This window comes from Bradyrhizobium sp. 215_C5_N1_1 (assembly GCF_052075935.1).
In the GTDB taxonomy this organism is placed as follows: domain Bacteria; phylum Pseudomonadota; class Alphaproteobacteria; order Rhizobiales; family Xanthobacteraceae; genus Bradyrhizobium; species Bradyrhizobium barranii.
On record NZ_CP197228.1, the window covers coordinates 2,730,550 to 2,746,173 of the forward strand.

The window sequence follows — 15,624 nt, forward strand, 5'->3', positions numbered from 1 at the left end:
AATCCCTAACGACTTCGTCATCGGGAAACTTGCCCAAGAGGGAAGCCGGTTTGCTTGACAGCGCACGGACGCAAAGTTTTTGATTTTGCAGTAGCGAATTCAGCGGCTTCCGCGCGCCTTCGCGGCGCCTTCGGCGCTCAGGTTCCCCTTGACGGCGCTGCAACTAAGGCGGAGGATTAACCGTCAAGGGTGGCAATGGAACGATCGCGCTCGTTGCAAGAGACCGCTCAAATTCGAGGTAAACGTCACGCAATCATGGCTGAGGGCTCCAGCAGCGCTGGTTGCGATTCGCGTCGAATCTGCAGATGAAACCAGCGGCTGGATTAATGTCCGACACCATTCACACGCTCTCGACGACCGGCCTGACGCCGAAGCGGCAGATCCAGAGCTGGATCGACGGGCTGACAAGCCTGTGTGGGCATTTCGACGTCGATCCGCTCGAGGCGTCCTCGCTCGAGGGCCGCATCGACTACACGAGCGTCTCGCGCCTGAAGCTCTGCCAGATCGAGGTCAGCCAGCATCGCATCGCGCACACGCTGGCGCGCGCCAAGGCCAACGAACACCCGTACATCAAGATCCACTTCCAGACCTACGGCGTGTCCTATTTCGAGCAGGAAGGCCGCCACATCGAGCTGAACCCGGGCGACATCATCGCCTATGACGTCTCGTGTCCGCATTCCATCATCAGCCCCGCCTTCACCCGCCACGACGTGGTGATCGTGCCGAAGGCCTTGCTGCGCGACCGTGGATTCCCGTCGCAGCGGATGCCGGCCTGCAAATTGTCGGCGAAGACCGGGACGGGGAGGATCGCCCATGATTTCGTCCATGCCACCTTCGACGAGGCGGCCAAGCTGTCGGCGAACAGCGCGGTCGGTGTCGCCGATTCGCTGATCGACCTCTTGCTGTTGCCGTTGCGCGAAGCGGACACGATGTTCGATCGCGTCGGGCCCGAGGCAATGTACGTGCGCGCACAATTCTTCATCCGCGAGCACCTGCGCGATCCGGATCTGTGCATCGACCAGATCTCCGCCGAGCTCGGCTGCTCCAAGCGCTATCTGCACATGCTGTTCTCCGAGCGCGGCACCACGGTGAGCGACTACATCTGGCAGGCGCGCTTGCAGAATTGTCGCCAGGAGCTCGAGGCGCACGGCGGCAAGACCATCACCGATGTCGCCTTCTCCTGGGGCTTCTCCAGCTCATCGCATTTCAGCCGCGTGTTCCGGAAATATTTTGGCGTGGTGCCGTCCTCGATCCACAAGGCCCAGCAGGGCGCCGCGGCCTCGGGCGAGCATTAGGCGAGCGCCGCAGCCGACGCAGGCCGCGCGGCGATATCTCTCAGGCCGATATGGCGACGTAGGGAATGCTGGTCACGAGAGCGACCAGCAGCACCGCGTTGCCCAGCATGCCGCTCCAATGCAGCCGGCGCAGCCGGTGCGGGGCCTCAGCATCACCTGCGTCCCTCGCGCGGAGCTGGTCGTCGATCCGTTGCATGAACCAGCGGCGTCCCCAGATCGCCAGGGCCGCGAGCAGGCCGACGCCCATCGCGGCGACCAGGCGACCGTCGAGCAGGAAAGCCAGCGCCCCGATCACGCCGGCGACGCGCATCACCAGAAAATGGGCGTTGAACATCCCACGCAATAGCTGGGCGACGGGCTGGATATCGAGCTTCACCAGCAGGAAGGCGGGCGAGGCCAGCGTGAAGTAGCCCATCGGAAAGAGCAGAGTGATCATGACGGCAACGGCGACGCCATCCGGTGTCATGCGATCGGCCTTTCTTGTCCGCCGGTGAGGGGGCCGGCACCGGCGCACAATCATAGCGGGAAAATGCGCTTCCGACACTAGGCTTTGGTCGGATGCCGGGCTCCGATGGGACAGCCCCGTGCGCCGCGGAAGGTTCAGGCCGGCTCGAGGCCGAGCGACCGCGCGCTCTCGATCCAGATCGGCAACTCGTGCTGATACAGGGCATTGGTCTCCTTGAAGCCGATGGCCGGCTCGAGCACGAAGGTCGCGAGAACCTCCTTCACCTTCGGATCGCTGTTGGCGGCGACGCAGAGCGCCGCCAGGCGGTCGACCACCGGCTGCGGCGTCGCCTTCGGCACGGCCCAGCCGGAGAAGCCGCTCACGGTGAAGAATTTCGACGTTGCGCCCTGCTCCGGGAGGGTCTTGATGGCTGGGATCGCGTCGACCTTCTTCGAATGCACGGCGAACACGGTGCCACGGTCGCTTTGCAGGACGGACTGCGCCGCCGTGTAGCTGCCCATTGCGGCATCGAGCGTGCCTTCCAGCATCCCCGTCCACATCGGCGCTTCGCCGCGGTAGTGAACCGGCTCGATGGAAAGACCGTACTGCTTGTTGAGCTCGTTGATCGTCATGTGCGGGGCCGAGCCCGCGCTATAGGTGCCGAAGTTGACCTTGCCGCTCTTGCGCGCGAAGGCGACGAAATCCTCCAGCGTCTTGACCCCGGTCTTGGGGTTTGCGACCAGCAACAGGCCGGCGCCCGGAATGACGCTGACCAGCGTCAGATCCTTGTCCATGTCGTAGCCGGGATTCTTCATCACGACCCGGTTCATGATGTAGGTGGTCGAGATCGAGCACAGGATGGTGTGGCCGTCGGGCTCGGCGCGGGCGACCTCTGCGGTGCCGATCGCGCCGGAGGCGCCGGGCTTGTTCTCGACCACGACGGTCTTACCGACCTGCTTGGAGATGAATTCGCCATAGGCGCGCGCGAGCAAATCGGTCTGTCCGCCGGCGGGATAGCTGCAAATCATGCGGATCTGCCGCGAGGGCCAACTGCCTTGCGCCGAGGCGCCGCGCGCGACGAAGGGCATCGCGATTGCACTGGTACCGGCGGCGATGAAGTGGCGGCGATCGAATTTTGCGGGCATGATTCCCTCCTGATTTTTGCCGACCCTACTGCATCAGGCTGGGGTGGTAGGCGAGACAGATTGGCGCATTCGACAAGGCCGCGCGGTGCCCATTTGCGCGTCATCCGGGCGATCGGGTCTTCCGCATCACCCGCAGCCAGACGATCTCGGTCAGGGCCACCGCAATCAGGCCGAACGTGCCGCCGATCAGCACGTTGACGATGCGCTCCTCGGCGATGCCGCTGGCGCCGCCGGCAAAGGATGCGGCGAGCGCGATGAAGCAGCAGCGCAGGCCGAAGCCGACGATGTAGCGGGAGAACGAGATCAGGGTGAGGGTGGCCGCGAGAATCGCGATGGCGTAGCCGACGCGGCTTTGCGGCAGTGCAAGGCCCGCGAGAAAGCCGAGCGGCGCGCCGATGAAGGCGCCGATCGCCCGCTGCTTCAGCTTGCCGGTGGACGCCGTGAGGTCGCCGACCACGACGCTTGCGGCCGACCACATCACCCATTGCCCCTGCGCGAGGTTGAAGATCTCGACCAGGGCGGCTGCGGCAAAGACCGCCATAGCGGTTGCCGCGGCGGGCAGAAACCAGTCGGTCGCGGGCGGTCCGAACGAGGTCGCGGCATTGCCGCGCTGCCGCTGGTCGTAAATCTGGATCGCGCAGACGAGCGCCAGCGCGATCGGAGAGGAGGCGATGACCACGCCGGCATGACGTATCGCTTCCTCGGCGCTCACGCCCTCCCGCACCTCGCAGGCGAGATAGACGGCGGGGATGAAAACCCAATTGCCGAGCGTGCGGAAATGTTCGCCATAGCGCGTTCCCGCCACCGCAAGGAAGCCGGCGAGCGCCGTCAGCACCACGAATAGCGGCTTGACCGGAGCTGCAAGGAAAAGCGCGGCAAAGGTGACGAGGATGGCGAGATAATGCCACGCGACGACTTTTGGCGGAAAGTGCTGCCTGAGCGCCGGAATCAGCAGCGAGACCGCGACGAGCCCCAGGTTCAGCAGCGCCGTCTCGCGCGAGATGAAATAGGCGGCGACCATCGGACCGACGACGATCAGCGCGCGCAGCAGTTCGCTGGTCTTGACTTCGCGGGAGAGGAGATCACGCAAGTTGGTGGCGGAGGGAGTCGTGGGGGGATTCACGGGGCACCAAAGGGGCGAACGAAACACGATGCATACCACGGAAATGTGGTCGGCACTTTGGCGTGTGGAGCGACGGTCGCGCCACACCCTCGCTGTCATCGCCCGGCTTGACCAGGCGATCCAGTATTCCAGAGGCGCTTGCGATTGAATCGAGAGGCCGCAGCGTACTGGATGCCCCGCCTTCGCGGGGCATGACACCGGTGATGTGACGGCACGTGTGGCTACCTCACCGCTGAATGATCTTCGTCCAGACATCGCCGAGGATCGCAGGCTCGCGCGGTGGCAGATAGGTGAGGCCGGCCTGCTTGCCGAATTCGGCGATCTTGCCCTCGGCGGCAAGGCTGGTCAGCGTCTTGTTGACCGCGTCGATCAGTGCGCCGTCGCTGGCGAGCCCGACATAGCCGCGATTGGCGCCGATCGGATAATAATAGCCCGACGCGGTGATCGTCGTGTCGGGATGCGCGGCGCGGTGGGCATCGAAGCGGCCGAGGTCGATCAGCGTCGCGTCATAGTCGCCGCGCTGGAGCGCGCCGAGGAGATCGTCGCGGCCGGGGACGAGATGGGTGATGCTGTCGATCAGGCGGCCCTTTTCGAAGGTCATCAGGATGGCATCGCCCAGCGAGCCGCTCTCGATCGCAAGGCGAAGGCCGCCGAGATCGCCGATGTCGCCGATCTTGCGGCCCTGCGCTTTCGGCCCGAGTACCACCGTCATCGGCGAATAGACGTAAGGCTGGCTGGGCACAAGCACGCCGAGCGCGACGCGGCGGCGCCGGTCGTCGCGCGTGGCCCCGGCGAAGTCGGGCAAGCGTGCCGTCTTCATGCCGGGCTTGACGAGGGAATCCGTCGTCAACGCATAGCCGCCGACCAGCGAGCAGCGCCCATCGGAGAGCAAGGCGTTGGCCTCGAGCTGCGGGCTCGAATCCTCGTCCAGCTTGCTCTCGAACCACTGGATCTTCAGCGGCCGGCCGATCCGGTCCGCGATCGCCTGCGCCAGCAGCACGTCGAAGCCTGAATCCGGCTTGCCCTTGTGATGCACCGAGAGCGGAGGCCGGTCCTCATCGAGGCAAACCTTCAGCGGCTCCTCGGCCGCGCGCGAGGCGGTAGTCGCCGCCGCGAGGATCGCGGCAACGCTCCATGCGGCGAGCCAGGGTCTCATGGCTTTCTCCTGCTCGAGACGAAGGCCCAGAGATTGCCGATCTCGTCGTCGCTCAAAATGTCGGCCCAGGGCGGCATCTTGTTGTTCTTGCCGTTCTTCACCGTCGTGACGAAGCGCGTCTTGTCGTCGGGAAAGGCGCGCAGGTCCGGCGTGATGGTGCCAGAATTCATCATGTTGGGGCCGTGGCAGTGCGAGCATTTCGAAGTATAGGTCGACTTGCCATAGTCGATCTGTGCCTGCACGGGATTGCCGGTTGCATCGTCCGCGGCACGAACGGTCGCCGCAAGCGCGACCGTCAGCACCGCGACGGTGGCGATCGTCGCCACCGTCTTGTGAGATATGTCCTTCAGCATCGGGCCGTGGTTATTGCTTGACCGCAAAAACCCACAGCGAGCCGCCGGGCGGCACCTTGGCAAGCCGCTCGTCGCCGGAGAACAGCGAGTAGACGCCGCCATAGCCGGAGGTGACGGCAACGTACTGCACGCCATCCTGCTGCCAGGTCACCGGTTGTCCCTCGATGCCGGAACCGGTCTGGAACTGCCAGAGCTTCTTGCCGGTGTCGGCGTCGAAGGCCTCGAACTCGCCTGTCAGTGCGCCCGAGAACACGATGCCGCCTGCGGTCGACAGCACGCCCGAGAAGCGCGGGATGTCGCTTGGCGCTTCCCACTTGGCCTTGCCGGTCATGGGATCGATCGCCTTCAGATGACCGCGCGGGCCGTCACCCCACTCCCAGAGGTCGGTGAGGTCCATGCCGAGATACCATTCGCCCTGCTTGAAGGTGACGGGCTCGGTCTTGTACCTGCCGCCGAAGGCGAGCGTGTTGGCATAGGCCAATCCGGTCTGCGGATTGAACGACATCGGCTCCCAGTTCTTGCCGCCGAGGATCGACGGATAGACGGTGACCTTCTTACCGTCGCGCGCGTCCTTCGAGACGTCGGTCTCGATCGGCTTGCCGGTCTTCATGTCGATGCCGGTTGCCCAATTCACCTTCACGTAAGGATTGGCCGCGAGCAGCTTTCCGTTGGTGCGGTCGAGCACATAGAAGAAGCCGTTGCGGTTGGCGTCCATCAGCACCTTGGTCGGCTTGCCCTCGACATTCATGTCGGCGAGGACCATCTCGGCCACCGAGTCATAGTCGAACGGATTGTTCGGCGAGAACTGGTAGTGCCACTTGATCTTGCCGGTCTTGGGATCCATCGCCAGCACGGAGCAGGTGTAGAGGTTGTCGCCGGGACGCACCGCCGAGTTGAACGGTCCGGGATTGCCGATGCCCCAATAGACCGTGTTGAGCTCGGGATCGTAGGACCCGGTGATCCAGGTCGAGCCGCCGCCGAGCTTCCAGGTGTCGCCCTTCCAGGTGTCGCCGCCGGGCTCGTCCGGCGAGGGGATCGAATGGGTACGCCAGAGATGCTTGCCCGTCGCCGGGTCCCAGCCGTCGATGAAGCCGCGGGTGCCGAACTCGGCGCCGGAGATGCCGGTGATGACGACACCGTCGGCGACCAGCGGCGCCACCGTCATCGAATAGCCTTCCTTGATGTCGGCCGCCTTCTGCCGCCACAGCTCCTTGCCGTCCTTGGCATCGAGCGCGATCACGTTGGCGTCGAGCGTGGTACGGAAGACCTTGCCGTCATAGAGCGCGGCGCCGCGGTTGATGATGCCGCAGCAGACGATGCGCGGCGTCTCGGCGGGATACTCGACCTTGGATTTCCAGATCTGCTTGCCGGTCTTGGCGTCGACCGCCATGGTGGCGTTGTGCGAGGTCACGTAGATCACGCCCTGGTACACCAGCGGCTGCGATTCCTCGCTGCGATCGTCGTTGAAACTGTAGTTCCAGACCGGGACGAGATTCTTGACGGTGTCCTTGTTGACCTGGTTCAGCGTCGAGAAGCGCTGCAGATTGTAGCCCATCCCGTAATTGAGAACGTTCGATGTATCGGTCGCACCCTTGACCAGCTGCTCGGTGGTCTGGGCGTTTGCACACGTCGATGCAAGCATGACGAGGCTCGCGGCCATCGCAAAGCGTTTCATCCGTTCCTCCCAATATGCGCGCCTTTTGACGCTGCGGCAGCAACACTCCGCCCGAACGCAAAACACGTCAATACGAAAGTGGTAAGTGCGTCGCCGATATGTTGGATGCCAGATGCCGGTCACCTGACAGAAACCTGACAACCCACTTTCACTTGTGCGCAGACGCTGAAAAAATTCCGTGGCATGAAGCGGAGGCGGCTTCGGCCGCTCTGCTCGGGCCGTCGGGTTCCGCGAGTTGTGCAGTGCGCAGGTTGCAATTCCGGACTTGAACCGGGGCTCGCTTGTAGACTTATGTCGTTTCGATCCCCTGCGAATCGGGGGGCTGGTCAGGAGGGTTTGATGATTTCACGTCGCTCAGTTGCGCTTGCGCTCACGATTGCAGTGCTGTCCGGTCCAGCTTGGGCTGCTTCCGGCAACGCCGTAAAGATGTTCGACACCGACAATGACGGCACGCTCGATCTCGCCGAGGTGAAGAAGGCGGCCGCCGCGCTGTTCGCAAAGCTCGATCCCGATCACGACGGCACGCTTGACGCGCGCGAATTGCGCGGACGGTTAACGGCGAAGGAACTCGCCGCCGCCGATCCCGATCGCGACGGGACTCTCACGCTCGACGAATATCTCGCGGTGGTGGAGCAGCGCTTCAACGCAGCGAATCCCGACAAGGACGGAACGCTGGATGCGAAGGAGCTGAACTCGCGCGCCGGCCGCGCGCTGCTGCGCTTGTTGCGGTGAGAGACGCGGCGCTTGACTGGGAGCGAAGGCGATTTGCCCGAGAGGGAAATTCGCGAGCATAATGCGACAGTTCGCTGTGTTTGCGCTTCGATTCCAGGCTTGCGCTGCACCTGACGCAGCCCTAGGTTTTGCCCCGCGCGATGTCGCGCTCAATACCCTTGGGAGACCCGAATGGCTTGGAAAGCTCCGAAGATCGTGGAAGTGCCGGTCGGCATGGAAATCAACATGTACGCCTGCGCTGCGCGCAAGTAAGACTGACGACCTGCCGCGGCTTCGATGGCGAACGCCGTCGAAGCCGTGGTAGTGTTCGCAATGCGCCTTGGAGCCCACACGATCTGGACGGCAATTGCGTTCGGTGTTGCGCTTGCACCGGCGTGTGTCAGTGCCGAAGAGAGCTTCGATACCGAGCACATCTTCGGCTTCATGATCGGCACCGACGTCGGCAATCCCGGCGAGCGCGAATTCCAGACTCAGACCACGGGACGCTTCGGCAAGGGCGGCACCTATCGCGCCCTCCAGCAGGAGGTCGAGATCGAAGTCGTGCCGCTGCCGAACTTCCGTATCGAGGTCGGCGGCACCGCCACGCTGCATGACATCACCGGCGTTCCCGATATCGACGACCGCCGCCAGTTCAATTTCCAGGGCGCCTCGCTCGACCTGCGTTACCGCCTGCTCGACCGCGGGCGCGCGCCATTCGGATTGACTGTCGCCGCCGAACTCCATGGCGATCGCATCGACGAGACCAGCGGCGCGAAGGGGCGGATGTACGGCACCGATTTCACGCTCGCTTTCGACCGCGAGCTGGTCCCGAACTTCGTCATCGGCGCGCTCAATTTGATCTATCAGCCGGAATGGGCGCGCTTCGAGGTGGCAGGTCTGTCCGAGAAGAGTTCGACGATCGGGGCGGCGTTTGGCGGCTTGGTGCGCGTGCGCCCCAATTTTCTGCTCGGTGGGGAGATGCGCTACTTCCGCCAGTATGAGGGCATCGGCCTCGGTGAGCTCTCGGGGCAGGCGCTGTTTGTCGGTCCGACCGCCTATTTCCAGCTATCGGAGAAGTCGCGGCTCACCCTGAGCTGGAGCATGCAGGCCTGGGGCCGCCCGGCCGGATCGGGCGGCAATCTCGACCTCGTCAATTTCGAGCGTCATCAGGCGCGATTGGTGTTCGGGGTAAACTTCTAGGTGTTTGTTCCGCCTCTGCCCGCGCGCTGGGAGAGGGAACATCCCGTCCGTTCGAAACTTCCCGCTCCTCGGAACGTAATCTTTCGTGCTAATCTCGATTGTCCCCTTGCGACAGGATTCCGGCATGAACCCGATTGACCTGGTGGTGACTGTGTGTGCGGTGCTCTCGCCTGCGACCTGCGAGGAGCAGCATCTGGTGTTCAACTTTGCGGGGTCGCCGAGGCAATGCGTGATGGCTGCGCCGCCCTATATCGCGCAATGGGTCGGCGACCATCCGAAGTGGCAGGCGGTGCGGTGGCGCTGCGAATATCCGCACCCGAACGACAAGGCGTGAGCCGCCTTCGTTATTTCGAGCAGTCCTTCAGGTCTTTGTCGGCGATCGAGAACACCGCGTCCGCCTTGATCTCGATGTCGCGGACGATGCACTGCCGCGCATTGGGAGAGCTGACCCTGGCGTCATAGCGGCCGGGTTCGACGCCGGTGATGCGCAGCCGCTCGTCGTGGTCGACCTCCTTGTCCTTGTCGTTCAGGCACTGGTTCGGGCCCCACTCGGTCTTGCCGGCGGGCGAGAGCTGGAAGCCGGAGATCGTCTCCGTCGTCAAATTCCAGAGCCGGATGCCCTTGCCCTTGCTTTGGGCGGCGGCTTCGCCGGCCAACGTCAACAACGCGATCAAAGCCAGAAACCAACGCATCAGCCGATCCTCCCAAAGGCGCCCTGTTATTCCCTGATCAGGCGCTCGCGGTTCTTTGCCTTGTCGAAATTCCTGGCGCGGTCAAGGCCGATCGGCGCGATCAGCTTCGCCGAGGCAAGATCAGCGCCCTCGAAATCGGCGTCAGTGACGGTGGCTCCGGTCAGGTCGGCGCCGCCGAGCTGAGCATTTTTGAGCGATGCGCCGGTCAGGTCGGCTCCCTTGAGGGAGGCAAATTCGAGATCGACGCGCGACAGGTCGGCATTGCGCGCGTTCAACCCTTCCAGATTGGCGGATCGCAGCACGGCGCGCATCAGCCCCATCGACTGGTTGCGCATATCGGCGCCAAGATGCGCGTTCGCAATCGAGGCGCCGATCAGGCTTGCGCCGGTGAGGTCGGCCGCGATGCGAGCACCGGTCAGGTCCGCGCCGTCCAGACGCGCGCGCGCCATCTGCGAGGCGAACAGATTGGCGCCCTTCAGGCTCGCGCCCGCGAGATCTGCGTCGAGCAGCCACGCCTGATCGAGGATCGCCTGATCAAGACGGGCACCGGCGAGTTTCGTCTTGTTGAGTCGTGCCGCACGGAGAATCGCCGTGGAAAGGTCAAGACCCGAGAGATCGAGCCCCGACAACCGCTTGCCGGTGAAATCGGCCGGCGCCCCGGGGCTGGCTTTGGCCAGGATGGCCTCGACCTCCTGCCGGCTCATTTCCGCGGAGACCATCGCGGGTGACGTGAGGTCGACGTCACGCATCATGTCCTGCGCGCTCGCCATGGTCGCGACGAGAGCGAGGCCAAGCGTCATGAGGGCGACCATTCGCGTCATCATCGGGCTCCGCTACGGGCCCTGTTTAGCACGCGCTTTGCGTGGCTGCCTATGAGGCATCACGCCCGGCGTGTTCGCCGCCATGTTCGCCTTGGATTCTCGCCACGAGGTCCGCCCTGATCGCGGCGATCTCTGCGTCGCCGCGTGCGCCACGCGGGATGCTGATGGGCACTTCTGCCAGAATTCGCGCCGGCTGCGGCGACAGGAAGAACAAGCGGTCGCCGAGGCGGATCGCATCGTCGAGGCTGTGGGTGACGAGCAGCGTCATCATGGGGCGGCTTGCGACCAGCGTCGCGATCTCGTCGCGCAGGCGGCCAGCGAGCGCGTCGTCGAGCGAGGCGAGGGGCTCGTCGAGCACGAGCAGATCGGGCTCGACCGCGAAGGCGCGGGCCAGCGCGACGCGCCGGGCAAGACCCAGGGACAATTCGCCGGGAAAGTGGCTGCGATGCGCTTCCAGCTCCAGGATCCTGAACAGCTCCGACAGCTTCGCCTCGGAGATATCAGGAGCCGCAAGCCGCACATTCTGCTCGACCGAGCGCCACGGCAACAGCCGCGGCTCCTGGAACACCATCCCGATCCGCGCTTCCGGTGGACGCGCGATGGTCCCGTGGAAATCGCGGTCGAGCCCGAGGATGATGCGCAGCATCGTGCTCTTGCCGCAGCCGGAGGGGCCGATCAAAACGCCGACCTCACCGGATTGAAGCGCGAAGCTGACCGGGGCCAGCACCTCGTGCGTTTCGCCCGCGGCACTCCTGAATGTCTTTCCGGAGATATCGACTTCAAGCCGCACGGGGCCGCCACCGTGTTGCGCGGGCTTCGAACGGCTGCACCAGCAAGGTTTCGATGACGAGTACGACGGCCGCGAAGGTGAGCGAATAGGCCAGCAGTCGCGGCGTGTCGAACAGCTGGAAGGCGACGCCGATCTCGAAGCCGACACCGTTCGGCCGTCCCAGCAGCTCGGCCACCAGCACGATCTTCCATACCAGCGACAATCCGGACCGGGCCGAGGCTGCGATATAGGGCGCAAGCTGCGGTAGCACGACGTGGCGGAACGCACGCCAGCGCGGCATCGCGAACACGGTGGCCATCTCGTCGAGCGAACGGTCGAGCGCGCGCGTGCCCTCGCGCAAGGTGACGATGGCGGTCGGCAGCTTGTTGATAGCGATCGCCGCGATCGCGGCCGCTTCGGTCAGGCCGGCCCAGATGTAGGCCAGCACGATCACGACCAGCGCCGGCAGGTTCAGCAGCAGGATCAGCCAGGGATCGCCGAGCCGGTCGGCAAGCTTCACCCGTCCCATCAAGTAGCCGATGGCGCTGCCGAGCGACATCGCTAGCACGAAGGCGAGCGCGACGCGCGCCAGCGTTGCGCCGAGATGCAGGAACAGGGCGCCGCTAGATGCTTCGGCGATGGTGACGTTGAGCACGGCAGGCGGGGAGGGCAGCTTTGCGCCGCCGACGAACAGCGCTGCAATCCACCAGGTCGCGAGGAACAGGGAAAACGAGAGAAGACGCAGCACCTCAGTCTCCGGGGACCGCGTGATAGAAGGTGCCGGGATCGAGCTCGGCCGCCGGCCCGACCAGGTCGCGTCCGCCGATCTCGGCGAGCACGCGATAGAGCACGCGCGCATCCGCCTCCTCGTCCACGATGCTTCGGCGCGGAATGCCGTCGCGATAGCGGTCGCGGTAGGTCTTGAGGATGGCCGGATCGCTCGCGCCGGTGAGCGGAGCGATTTTGTCCCAGGCGGCATCCGAGGTGACCAGCAGCTGCTTGGCCTTGCGGGTCATCGCAATGAAACGCGCCACCGCATCGCGATGGCTTGCGGCCCAGCTCTCGTCGAAGACATAGCCGACCGCGGATACCGCGCCTTTGGCCCCCAGCTTCGGCAAAATGTCCTCGATGCCGGCGAGGCGGCGAAAGCCCTTGGCCTCGAGCTGCGCACAGAAATTCCAGAAGTTGAGGCTTGCATCCATCTCGCCATCGAGCGCCTTGGCGGCGATCAAAGGCGGCGCGCCATAGACGATGCTCGCATCGGACTTCAGGTCGATGCCGTCCTGCTTCATCCGCGCCTGCAGCAGCAGCCAGCTCTTGTCGATCGCGCCGCCGCCGACGCCGAGCTTACGGCCCTTGAGGTCGGCGAGCGTCTTGAGCGGCGACGAGGCCGGCACCATCACCGCGCCGAGCGCGCTGGAATAGGGATAGAAGGTGAGCATGGCGCCGAGCACGCGCTCGCGCGACACCCACAGCCAGTCGGACAGGATGATGTCGGCACTCCCGGCGCGCAGGGCGATCTTGCCGGCCTCGGGGCTCGCGAGCTCGGTGACGTCGAGCGACAGATCGGCTTCCTTGTCGAGCCCGCCGGCGCGGATTGCAGCCAGCTCCCAGGAGAATGTTCCGGTCTTCTGCACTGCAAGGCGGATCGTATCCGCGGCGCGGCCGGGGGCGGCCAGCGACAGCGCCAGCGTCATCGCGAGCGCCAATGTTCGTCCAGGCGCTCTCAAACCAAGTGCTCTCATCACCTTGTGAGCCGTTTCCTCGAAGGGAGTGCTTTTCATGACAATACGCATAGCATAGCTTTCGTCGCAACCAGCGGGAGGACGCTCATGAATCTGGCGGGACAGCTACGACCGATTGTCGCCGCATTGGCGGTGTGGGCTGCGACCGTCTACGCCGCGCGTGCCGAGGAGGCCAATGATTATCCGACCTCAGCGCGTGCCGAGTACGTCTATGGCTGCATGAAGGCCAATGGCGAGAGCCGGCAGTCGATCGAGCAATGCTCCTGCTCGATCGACGTGGTGGCCTCGATCGTGTCCTATGACCGTTACGTCACCGCCGAGACGGCGCTGAGCATGTCCCAGGTGCGCGGCAATCTCGGCGTCCAGTTTCGTACATCCGAGCAGGCAAATTCGGCGGTGAATGATCTCAGGCGCGCGCAGGCGGAAGCCGAGGTGAGGTGTTTCTGACGGCTAGCTTCACGCCAACCGTAGCCGTCATGCCCGGGCTTGTCCCGGGCATCCACGTTCTTAGGATAGGCGCGAAGTCCGTGGATGGCCGGGACATAGGCGAGCAAAGCGACGCCGTCCTTCGGACGGCTATGCCCGGCCATGACGATCGAGAGCCTCACGTCCCCGGCTTCTCCACATCCCATTCATTGCGGAACACGTGCCCATCCGTGTCCTTCGCCTCCGCACGGAAGCGCTTGGCGCCATTGGAGACGTAGGTGAAGCGCAGATTGGGATCTTCCGAGATCGAGATGCCGCCCTCCACCGACAGCACGGGACTGTCGTCCTGCGTCAGCCTCAGTTGGTTGACGAAAAAGGCGGGGATGTAGAGCTGCGTGACCTGGTCCATTTGCAGGCCGGAATTGTTGGGATGGCCGATCATGATCTGCGCCTCGCGGACGCGGCTCGCAGGTGCCTCCTCGCGCGCGAATTGCCGGTAGCGCATCTGGCCGAGCCGGTTCCTGGCTTCCTCGATGTTCTTTCCTGCCGGCGCCGAGCAGCCGCCTGAGGCCTTCACATAGGTCTTGGCGACGTAAAGCTGGCCGTCGCTGAGCTCGGCAACCGCGTGGACGTCGGTATAGTTGTTGACGCGCACGCGCGTGGAGATCTCGGTGACGTTGGCATCTGCGCCGAGCTCGAACTTCGCTGCCATCGGCGCGGGGTTGCGGTCGATCACCAGCGTGATCGAACGGATGCGGCGGCTATCCGCGGGCGACAGTTTGCTGCGCAGGGTCACCGGCACGATCGCCGCGTCCTCGGCGCGATAGGGCATCTCGATGCCGATGACGTCGTTGCCGTCGTTGATCGGACGGTTGCTGAAGATGTCCTGCACCAGGCCCGGCCAGGGATCGTAAGCCTCCTCGGCGCTCGCCGGCACAGCGAAGGCGATGCCAAGCAATGCGGCGATCAGGGGCAGGCGGCGTGTGCATCCCGTCATGGTCGTGGTTCCGTGCGGACGAAGCAGTTTTCTCTGGGGCGGCGCAGCCGATCCCCCGTCCAGCGTAGCGCGTCCACTACTCCCATTCAATTTCCGAAAATGCTGCGGTTGCGTTGCGAGCATTGTAGTCGTCGAACAATTGCCAATGCGGCCGTTCCGATGCGGCCGCCTTGTCGGCGGCAGTCCGGATCGGCTCGCCCTTCTTGTTCGACGCCCGGACGTCCGCCAGCAGGGTCGTGAGATAACGCCGTTCGTCGCCGAGCGCGGCAGGCCAGTCGCTCACAGGCCCGTGACCCGGCACGACGCGCTGCGCCGGAATTTTATCGAGTTCCCCGAGCGTGCCGAGCCAGCCGCGGATGCTGCCGTCCATCACCGGAATATGGCGGAGGAAGACGAGATCGCCCGCGAACAGCGTCTTGCTGGTCTCGTCGAACACGGTCAGATCGTTGTCGCTGTGCCCGGCCGACCAGGCCCGCAAGGTGAGGCGGCGCGACCCGAGATCGAGCTTCAGGGTATCAACGACGAGCAGGGTGGGCGGCACGATCTTCACGGGATCGATCAATTCGCTACCCATGATGCGTCTAAAATTGTCGAGATAATACGGCCCGCGCGTCGCCAGCGCCTGCGGCAGCTTGCTGTGGCCGACGAAGCTGGTTCCTTCTGCGGCAAAGGCCGCATTGCCGAAGACATGGTCGGGATGGCCGTGGGTGTTGATGACGTAGCGGATCGGCTTGGATGTGCGAGCCCGCACCGCCGCCAGCAGCGCCTCGCCCTCACGGAGGCTGCCGCCGGTGTCGATCATGGCTACCGCATCCTCGCCGACGATAAAGCCGACATTGGCGATGTCGCCTTCGTTCTCGCGGGTCATGAGGGCGGTGGTCCCGGAGTGCACGAAGATTCCCGGTGCGACTTCGCTCACAGGCAATTCGGCTGCCCCGGCGCGTGCTAGCGTTGCTGTCCCCAGCAGGGACAGGGCTGCGATCAAGGAAGCGATGCGAGACACTTTTCCGCCTCAGTTCAGATGGCTTGCCGCACTGCACTGCAACAAACCAAAGCCAACACAAAGTTTGG

General features: G+C 64.4%; 19 protein-coding genes. 6 read left to right on the forward strand and 13 right to left on the reverse strand.

The genetic code is table 11. The features are described 5' to 3' along the window. The first annotated feature begins 326 nt into the window (after window positions 1-326). Window positions 327-1,295: a helix-turn-helix domain-containing protein gene (locus tag AB7G19_RS12745; RefSeq protein WP_014493617.1), complete on the forward strand. Its 969-nt coding sequence runs from the start codon at window positions 327-329 to the stop codon at window positions 1,293-1,295. A gap of 40 nt (window positions 1,296-1,335) precedes the next feature. On the opposite strand, the gene AB7G19_RS12750 is transcribed toward AB7G19_RS12745, so the two are convergent. The 6 genes from AB7G19_RS12750 to AB7G19_RS12775 form a co-directional block, all read right to left on the reverse strand. Beyond that, window positions 1,336-1,761, reverse strand: a complete 426-nt coding sequence (locus AB7G19_RS12750; RefSeq protein ID WP_063981979.1) for a hypothetical protein — start codon at window positions 1,759-1,761, stop codon at window positions 1,336-1,338. A 134-nt stretch (window positions 1,762-1,895) separates the two neighbouring features. Beyond that, complete coding sequence (locus tag AB7G19_RS12755; RefSeq protein WP_231142736.1) at window positions 1,896-2,885, reverse strand: Bug family tripartite tricarboxylate transporter substrate binding protein; 990 nt, start codon at window positions 2,883-2,885, stop codon at window positions 1,896-1,898. Between the two features lie 100 nt (window positions 2,886-2,985). After that, window positions 2,986-3,975 carry an FUSC family protein gene (locus tag AB7G19_RS12760; RefSeq protein ID WP_231142734.1) on the reverse strand — a complete coding sequence of 330 codons (990 nt, stop codon included), beginning with the start codon at window positions 3,973-3,975 and terminating at the stop codon, window positions 2,986-2,988. 259 nt (window positions 3,976-4,234) lie between these two features. Continuing rightward, a complete protein-coding gene (locus tag AB7G19_RS12765) occupies window positions 4,235-5,164 on the reverse strand; it encodes a substrate-binding periplasmic protein (RefSeq protein ID WP_063981982.1) in 930 nt (309 codons plus the stop codon). Beyond that, complete coding sequence (locus tag AB7G19_RS12770) at window positions 5,161-5,517, reverse strand: c-type cytochrome (protein WP_063981983.1); 357 nt, start codon at window positions 5,515-5,517, stop codon at window positions 5,161-5,163. Before AB7G19_RS12770 ends, AB7G19_RS12765 begins: the two co-directional genes overlap by 4 nt. 10 nt (window positions 5,518-5,527) lie before the next feature. Then, the gene (locus AB7G19_RS12775; RefSeq protein ID WP_354096574.1) at window positions 5,528-7,192 is read right to left on the reverse strand and encodes a methanol/ethanol family PQQ-dependent dehydrogenase; all 1,665 of its coding nucleotides are present in this window, start codon (window positions 7,190-7,192) and stop codon (window positions 5,528-5,530) included. 339 nt (window positions 7,193-7,531) lie between these two features. Between AB7G19_RS12775 and AB7G19_RS12780 the strand changes: the two genes are divergently transcribed. From AB7G19_RS12780 to AB7G19_RS12795, 4 genes are all read left to right on the forward strand, one after another. After that, on the forward strand, window positions 7,532-7,924 hold the full coding sequence (locus AB7G19_RS12780; protein ID WP_063981985.1) for an EF-hand domain-containing protein: 393 nt from the start codon (window positions 7,532-7,534) through the stop codon (window positions 7,922-7,924). Between the two features lie 171 nt (window positions 7,925-8,095). Beyond that, entirely contained in the window at window positions 8,096-8,176 is an 81-nt protein-coding gene (gene pqqA / locus AB7G19_RS12785) for a pyrroloquinoline quinone precursor peptide PqqA (RefSeq protein ID WP_012029362.1), read from the forward strand. A gap of 24 nt (window positions 8,177-8,200) precedes the next feature. After that, complete coding sequence (locus tag AB7G19_RS12790; RefSeq protein ID WP_063981986.1) at window positions 8,201-9,103, forward strand: hypothetical protein; 903 nt, start codon at window positions 8,201-8,203, stop codon at window positions 9,101-9,103. A gap of 124 nt (window positions 9,104-9,227) precedes the next feature. Further along, entirely contained in the window at window positions 9,228-9,437 is a 210-nt protein-coding gene (locus tag AB7G19_RS12795; protein ID WP_014493627.1) for a hypothetical protein, read from the forward strand. Window positions 9,438-9,447: 10 nt separating this feature from the next. On the opposite strand, the gene AB7G19_RS12800 is transcribed toward AB7G19_RS12795, so the two are convergent. From AB7G19_RS12800 to AB7G19_RS12820, 5 genes are read right to left on the reverse strand one after another with little or no spacing between them, the layout of a single operon-like run. Beyond that, window positions 9,448-9,795 (reverse strand): hypothetical protein, encoded by a 348-nt coding sequence (locus AB7G19_RS12800; RefSeq protein ID WP_354096575.1) that lies wholly within the window; start codon window positions 9,793-9,795, stop codon window positions 9,448-9,450. Window positions 9,796-9,821: 26 nt separating this feature from the next. Then, the gene (locus tag AB7G19_RS12805) at window positions 9,822-10,619 is read right to left on the reverse strand and encodes a pentapeptide repeat-containing protein (RefSeq protein WP_063981988.1); all 798 of its coding nucleotides are present in this window, start codon (window positions 10,617-10,619) and stop codon (window positions 9,822-9,824) included. A 46-nt stretch (window positions 10,620-10,665) separates the two neighbouring features. Beyond that, entirely contained in the window at window positions 10,666-11,406 is a 741-nt protein-coding gene (locus AB7G19_RS12810; protein WP_063981989.1) for an ABC transporter ATP-binding protein, read from the reverse strand. Then, window positions 11,396-12,133: an ABC transporter permease gene (locus AB7G19_RS12815; RefSeq protein WP_063981990.1), complete on the reverse strand. Its 738-nt coding sequence runs from the start codon at window positions 12,131-12,133 to the stop codon at window positions 11,396-11,398. Before AB7G19_RS12815 ends, AB7G19_RS12810 begins: the two co-directional genes overlap by 11 nt. 1 nt (window position 12,134) lies before the next feature. Beyond that, window positions 12,135-13,082, reverse strand: coding sequence for an ABC transporter substrate-binding protein (locus tag AB7G19_RS12820; RefSeq protein WP_063986209.1), 948 nt, complete (start codon window positions 13,080-13,082; stop codon window positions 12,135-12,137). Between the two features lie 135 nt (window positions 13,083-13,217). Here AB7G19_RS12820 and AB7G19_RS12825 point away from each other — a divergent pair, with 135 nt between their 5' ends. After that, a complete protein-coding gene (locus AB7G19_RS12825) occupies window positions 13,218-13,577 on the forward strand; it encodes a hypothetical protein (RefSeq protein ID WP_014493633.1) in 360 nt (119 codons plus the stop codon). Window positions 13,578-13,734: 157 nt separating this feature from the next. Here AB7G19_RS12825 and AB7G19_RS12830 read toward each other — a convergent pair whose 3' ends face one another. Continuing rightward, window positions 13,735-14,553, reverse strand: a complete 819-nt coding sequence (locus tag AB7G19_RS12830; RefSeq protein ID WP_063981991.1) for a quinoprotein dehydrogenase-associated SoxYZ-like carrier — start codon at window positions 14,551-14,553, stop codon at window positions 13,735-13,737. Window positions 14,554-14,629: 76 nt separating this feature from the next. After that, window positions 14,630-15,556: a quinoprotein relay system zinc metallohydrolase 2 gene (locus tag AB7G19_RS12835; protein ID WP_063981992.1), complete on the reverse strand. Its 927-nt coding sequence runs from the start codon at window positions 15,554-15,556 to the stop codon at window positions 14,630-14,632. Between the last annotated feature and the right edge of the window lie 68 nt (window positions 15,557-15,624).

Coding starts and splice junctions, on each gene's coding strand:
- AB7G19_RS12800 (WP_354096575.1), bottom strand. CDS start 9,795: ATGCGTTGGTTTCTGGCTTTGATCGCGTTGTTGACGTTGGCCGGCGAA.
- AB7G19_RS12750 (WP_063981979.1), bottom strand. CDS start 1,761: ATGACACCGGATGGCGTCGCCGTTGCCGTCATGATCACTCTGCTCTTT.
- AB7G19_RS12780 (WP_063981985.1), top strand. CDS start 7,532: ATGATTTCACGTCGCTCAGTTGCGCTTGCGCTCACGATTGCAGTGCTG.
- AB7G19_RS12830 (WP_063981991.1), bottom strand. CDS start 14,553: ATGACGGGATGCACACGCCGCCTGCCCCTGATCGCCGCATTGCTTGGC.
- AB7G19_RS12790 (WP_063981986.1), top strand. CDS start 8,201: ATGGCGAACGCCGTCGAAGCCGTGGTAGTGTTCGCAATGCGCCTTGGA.
- AB7G19_RS12820 (WP_063986209.1), bottom strand. CDS start 13,082: ATGACGCTGGCGCTGTCGCTGGCCGCCCCCGGCCGCGCCGCGGATACG.
- AB7G19_RS12805 (WP_063981988.1), bottom strand. CDS start 10,619: ATGATGACGCGAATGGTCGCCCTCATGACGCTTGGCCTCGCTCTCGTC.
- AB7G19_RS12795 (WP_014493627.1), top strand. CDS start 9,228: ATGAACCCGATTGACCTGGTGGTGACTGTGTGTGCGGTGCTCTCGCCT.
- AB7G19_RS12770 (WP_063981983.1), bottom strand. CDS start 5,517: ATGCTGAAGGACATATCTCACAAGACGGTGGCGACGATCGCCACCGTC.
- pqqA (WP_012029362.1), top strand. CDS start 8,096: ATGGCTTGGAAAGCTCCGAAGATCGTGGAAGTGCCGGTCGGCATGGAA.
- AB7G19_RS12765 (WP_063981982.1), bottom strand. CDS start 5,164: ATGAGACCCTGGCTCGCCGCATGGAGCGTTGCCGCGATCCTCGCGGCG.
- AB7G19_RS12755 (WP_231142736.1), bottom strand. CDS start 2,885: ATGCCCGCAAAATTCGATCGCCGCCACTTCATCGCCGCCGGTACCAGT.
- AB7G19_RS12745 (WP_014493617.1), top strand. CDS start 327: ATGTCCGACACCATTCACACGCTCTCGACGACCGGCCTGACGCCGAAG.
- AB7G19_RS12775 (WP_354096574.1), bottom strand. CDS start 7,192: ATGAAACGCTTTGCGATGGCCGCGAGCCTCGTCATGCTTGCATCGACG.
- AB7G19_RS12825 (WP_014493633.1), top strand. CDS start 13,218: ATGAATCTGGCGGGACAGCTACGACCGATTGTCGCCGCATTGGCGGTG.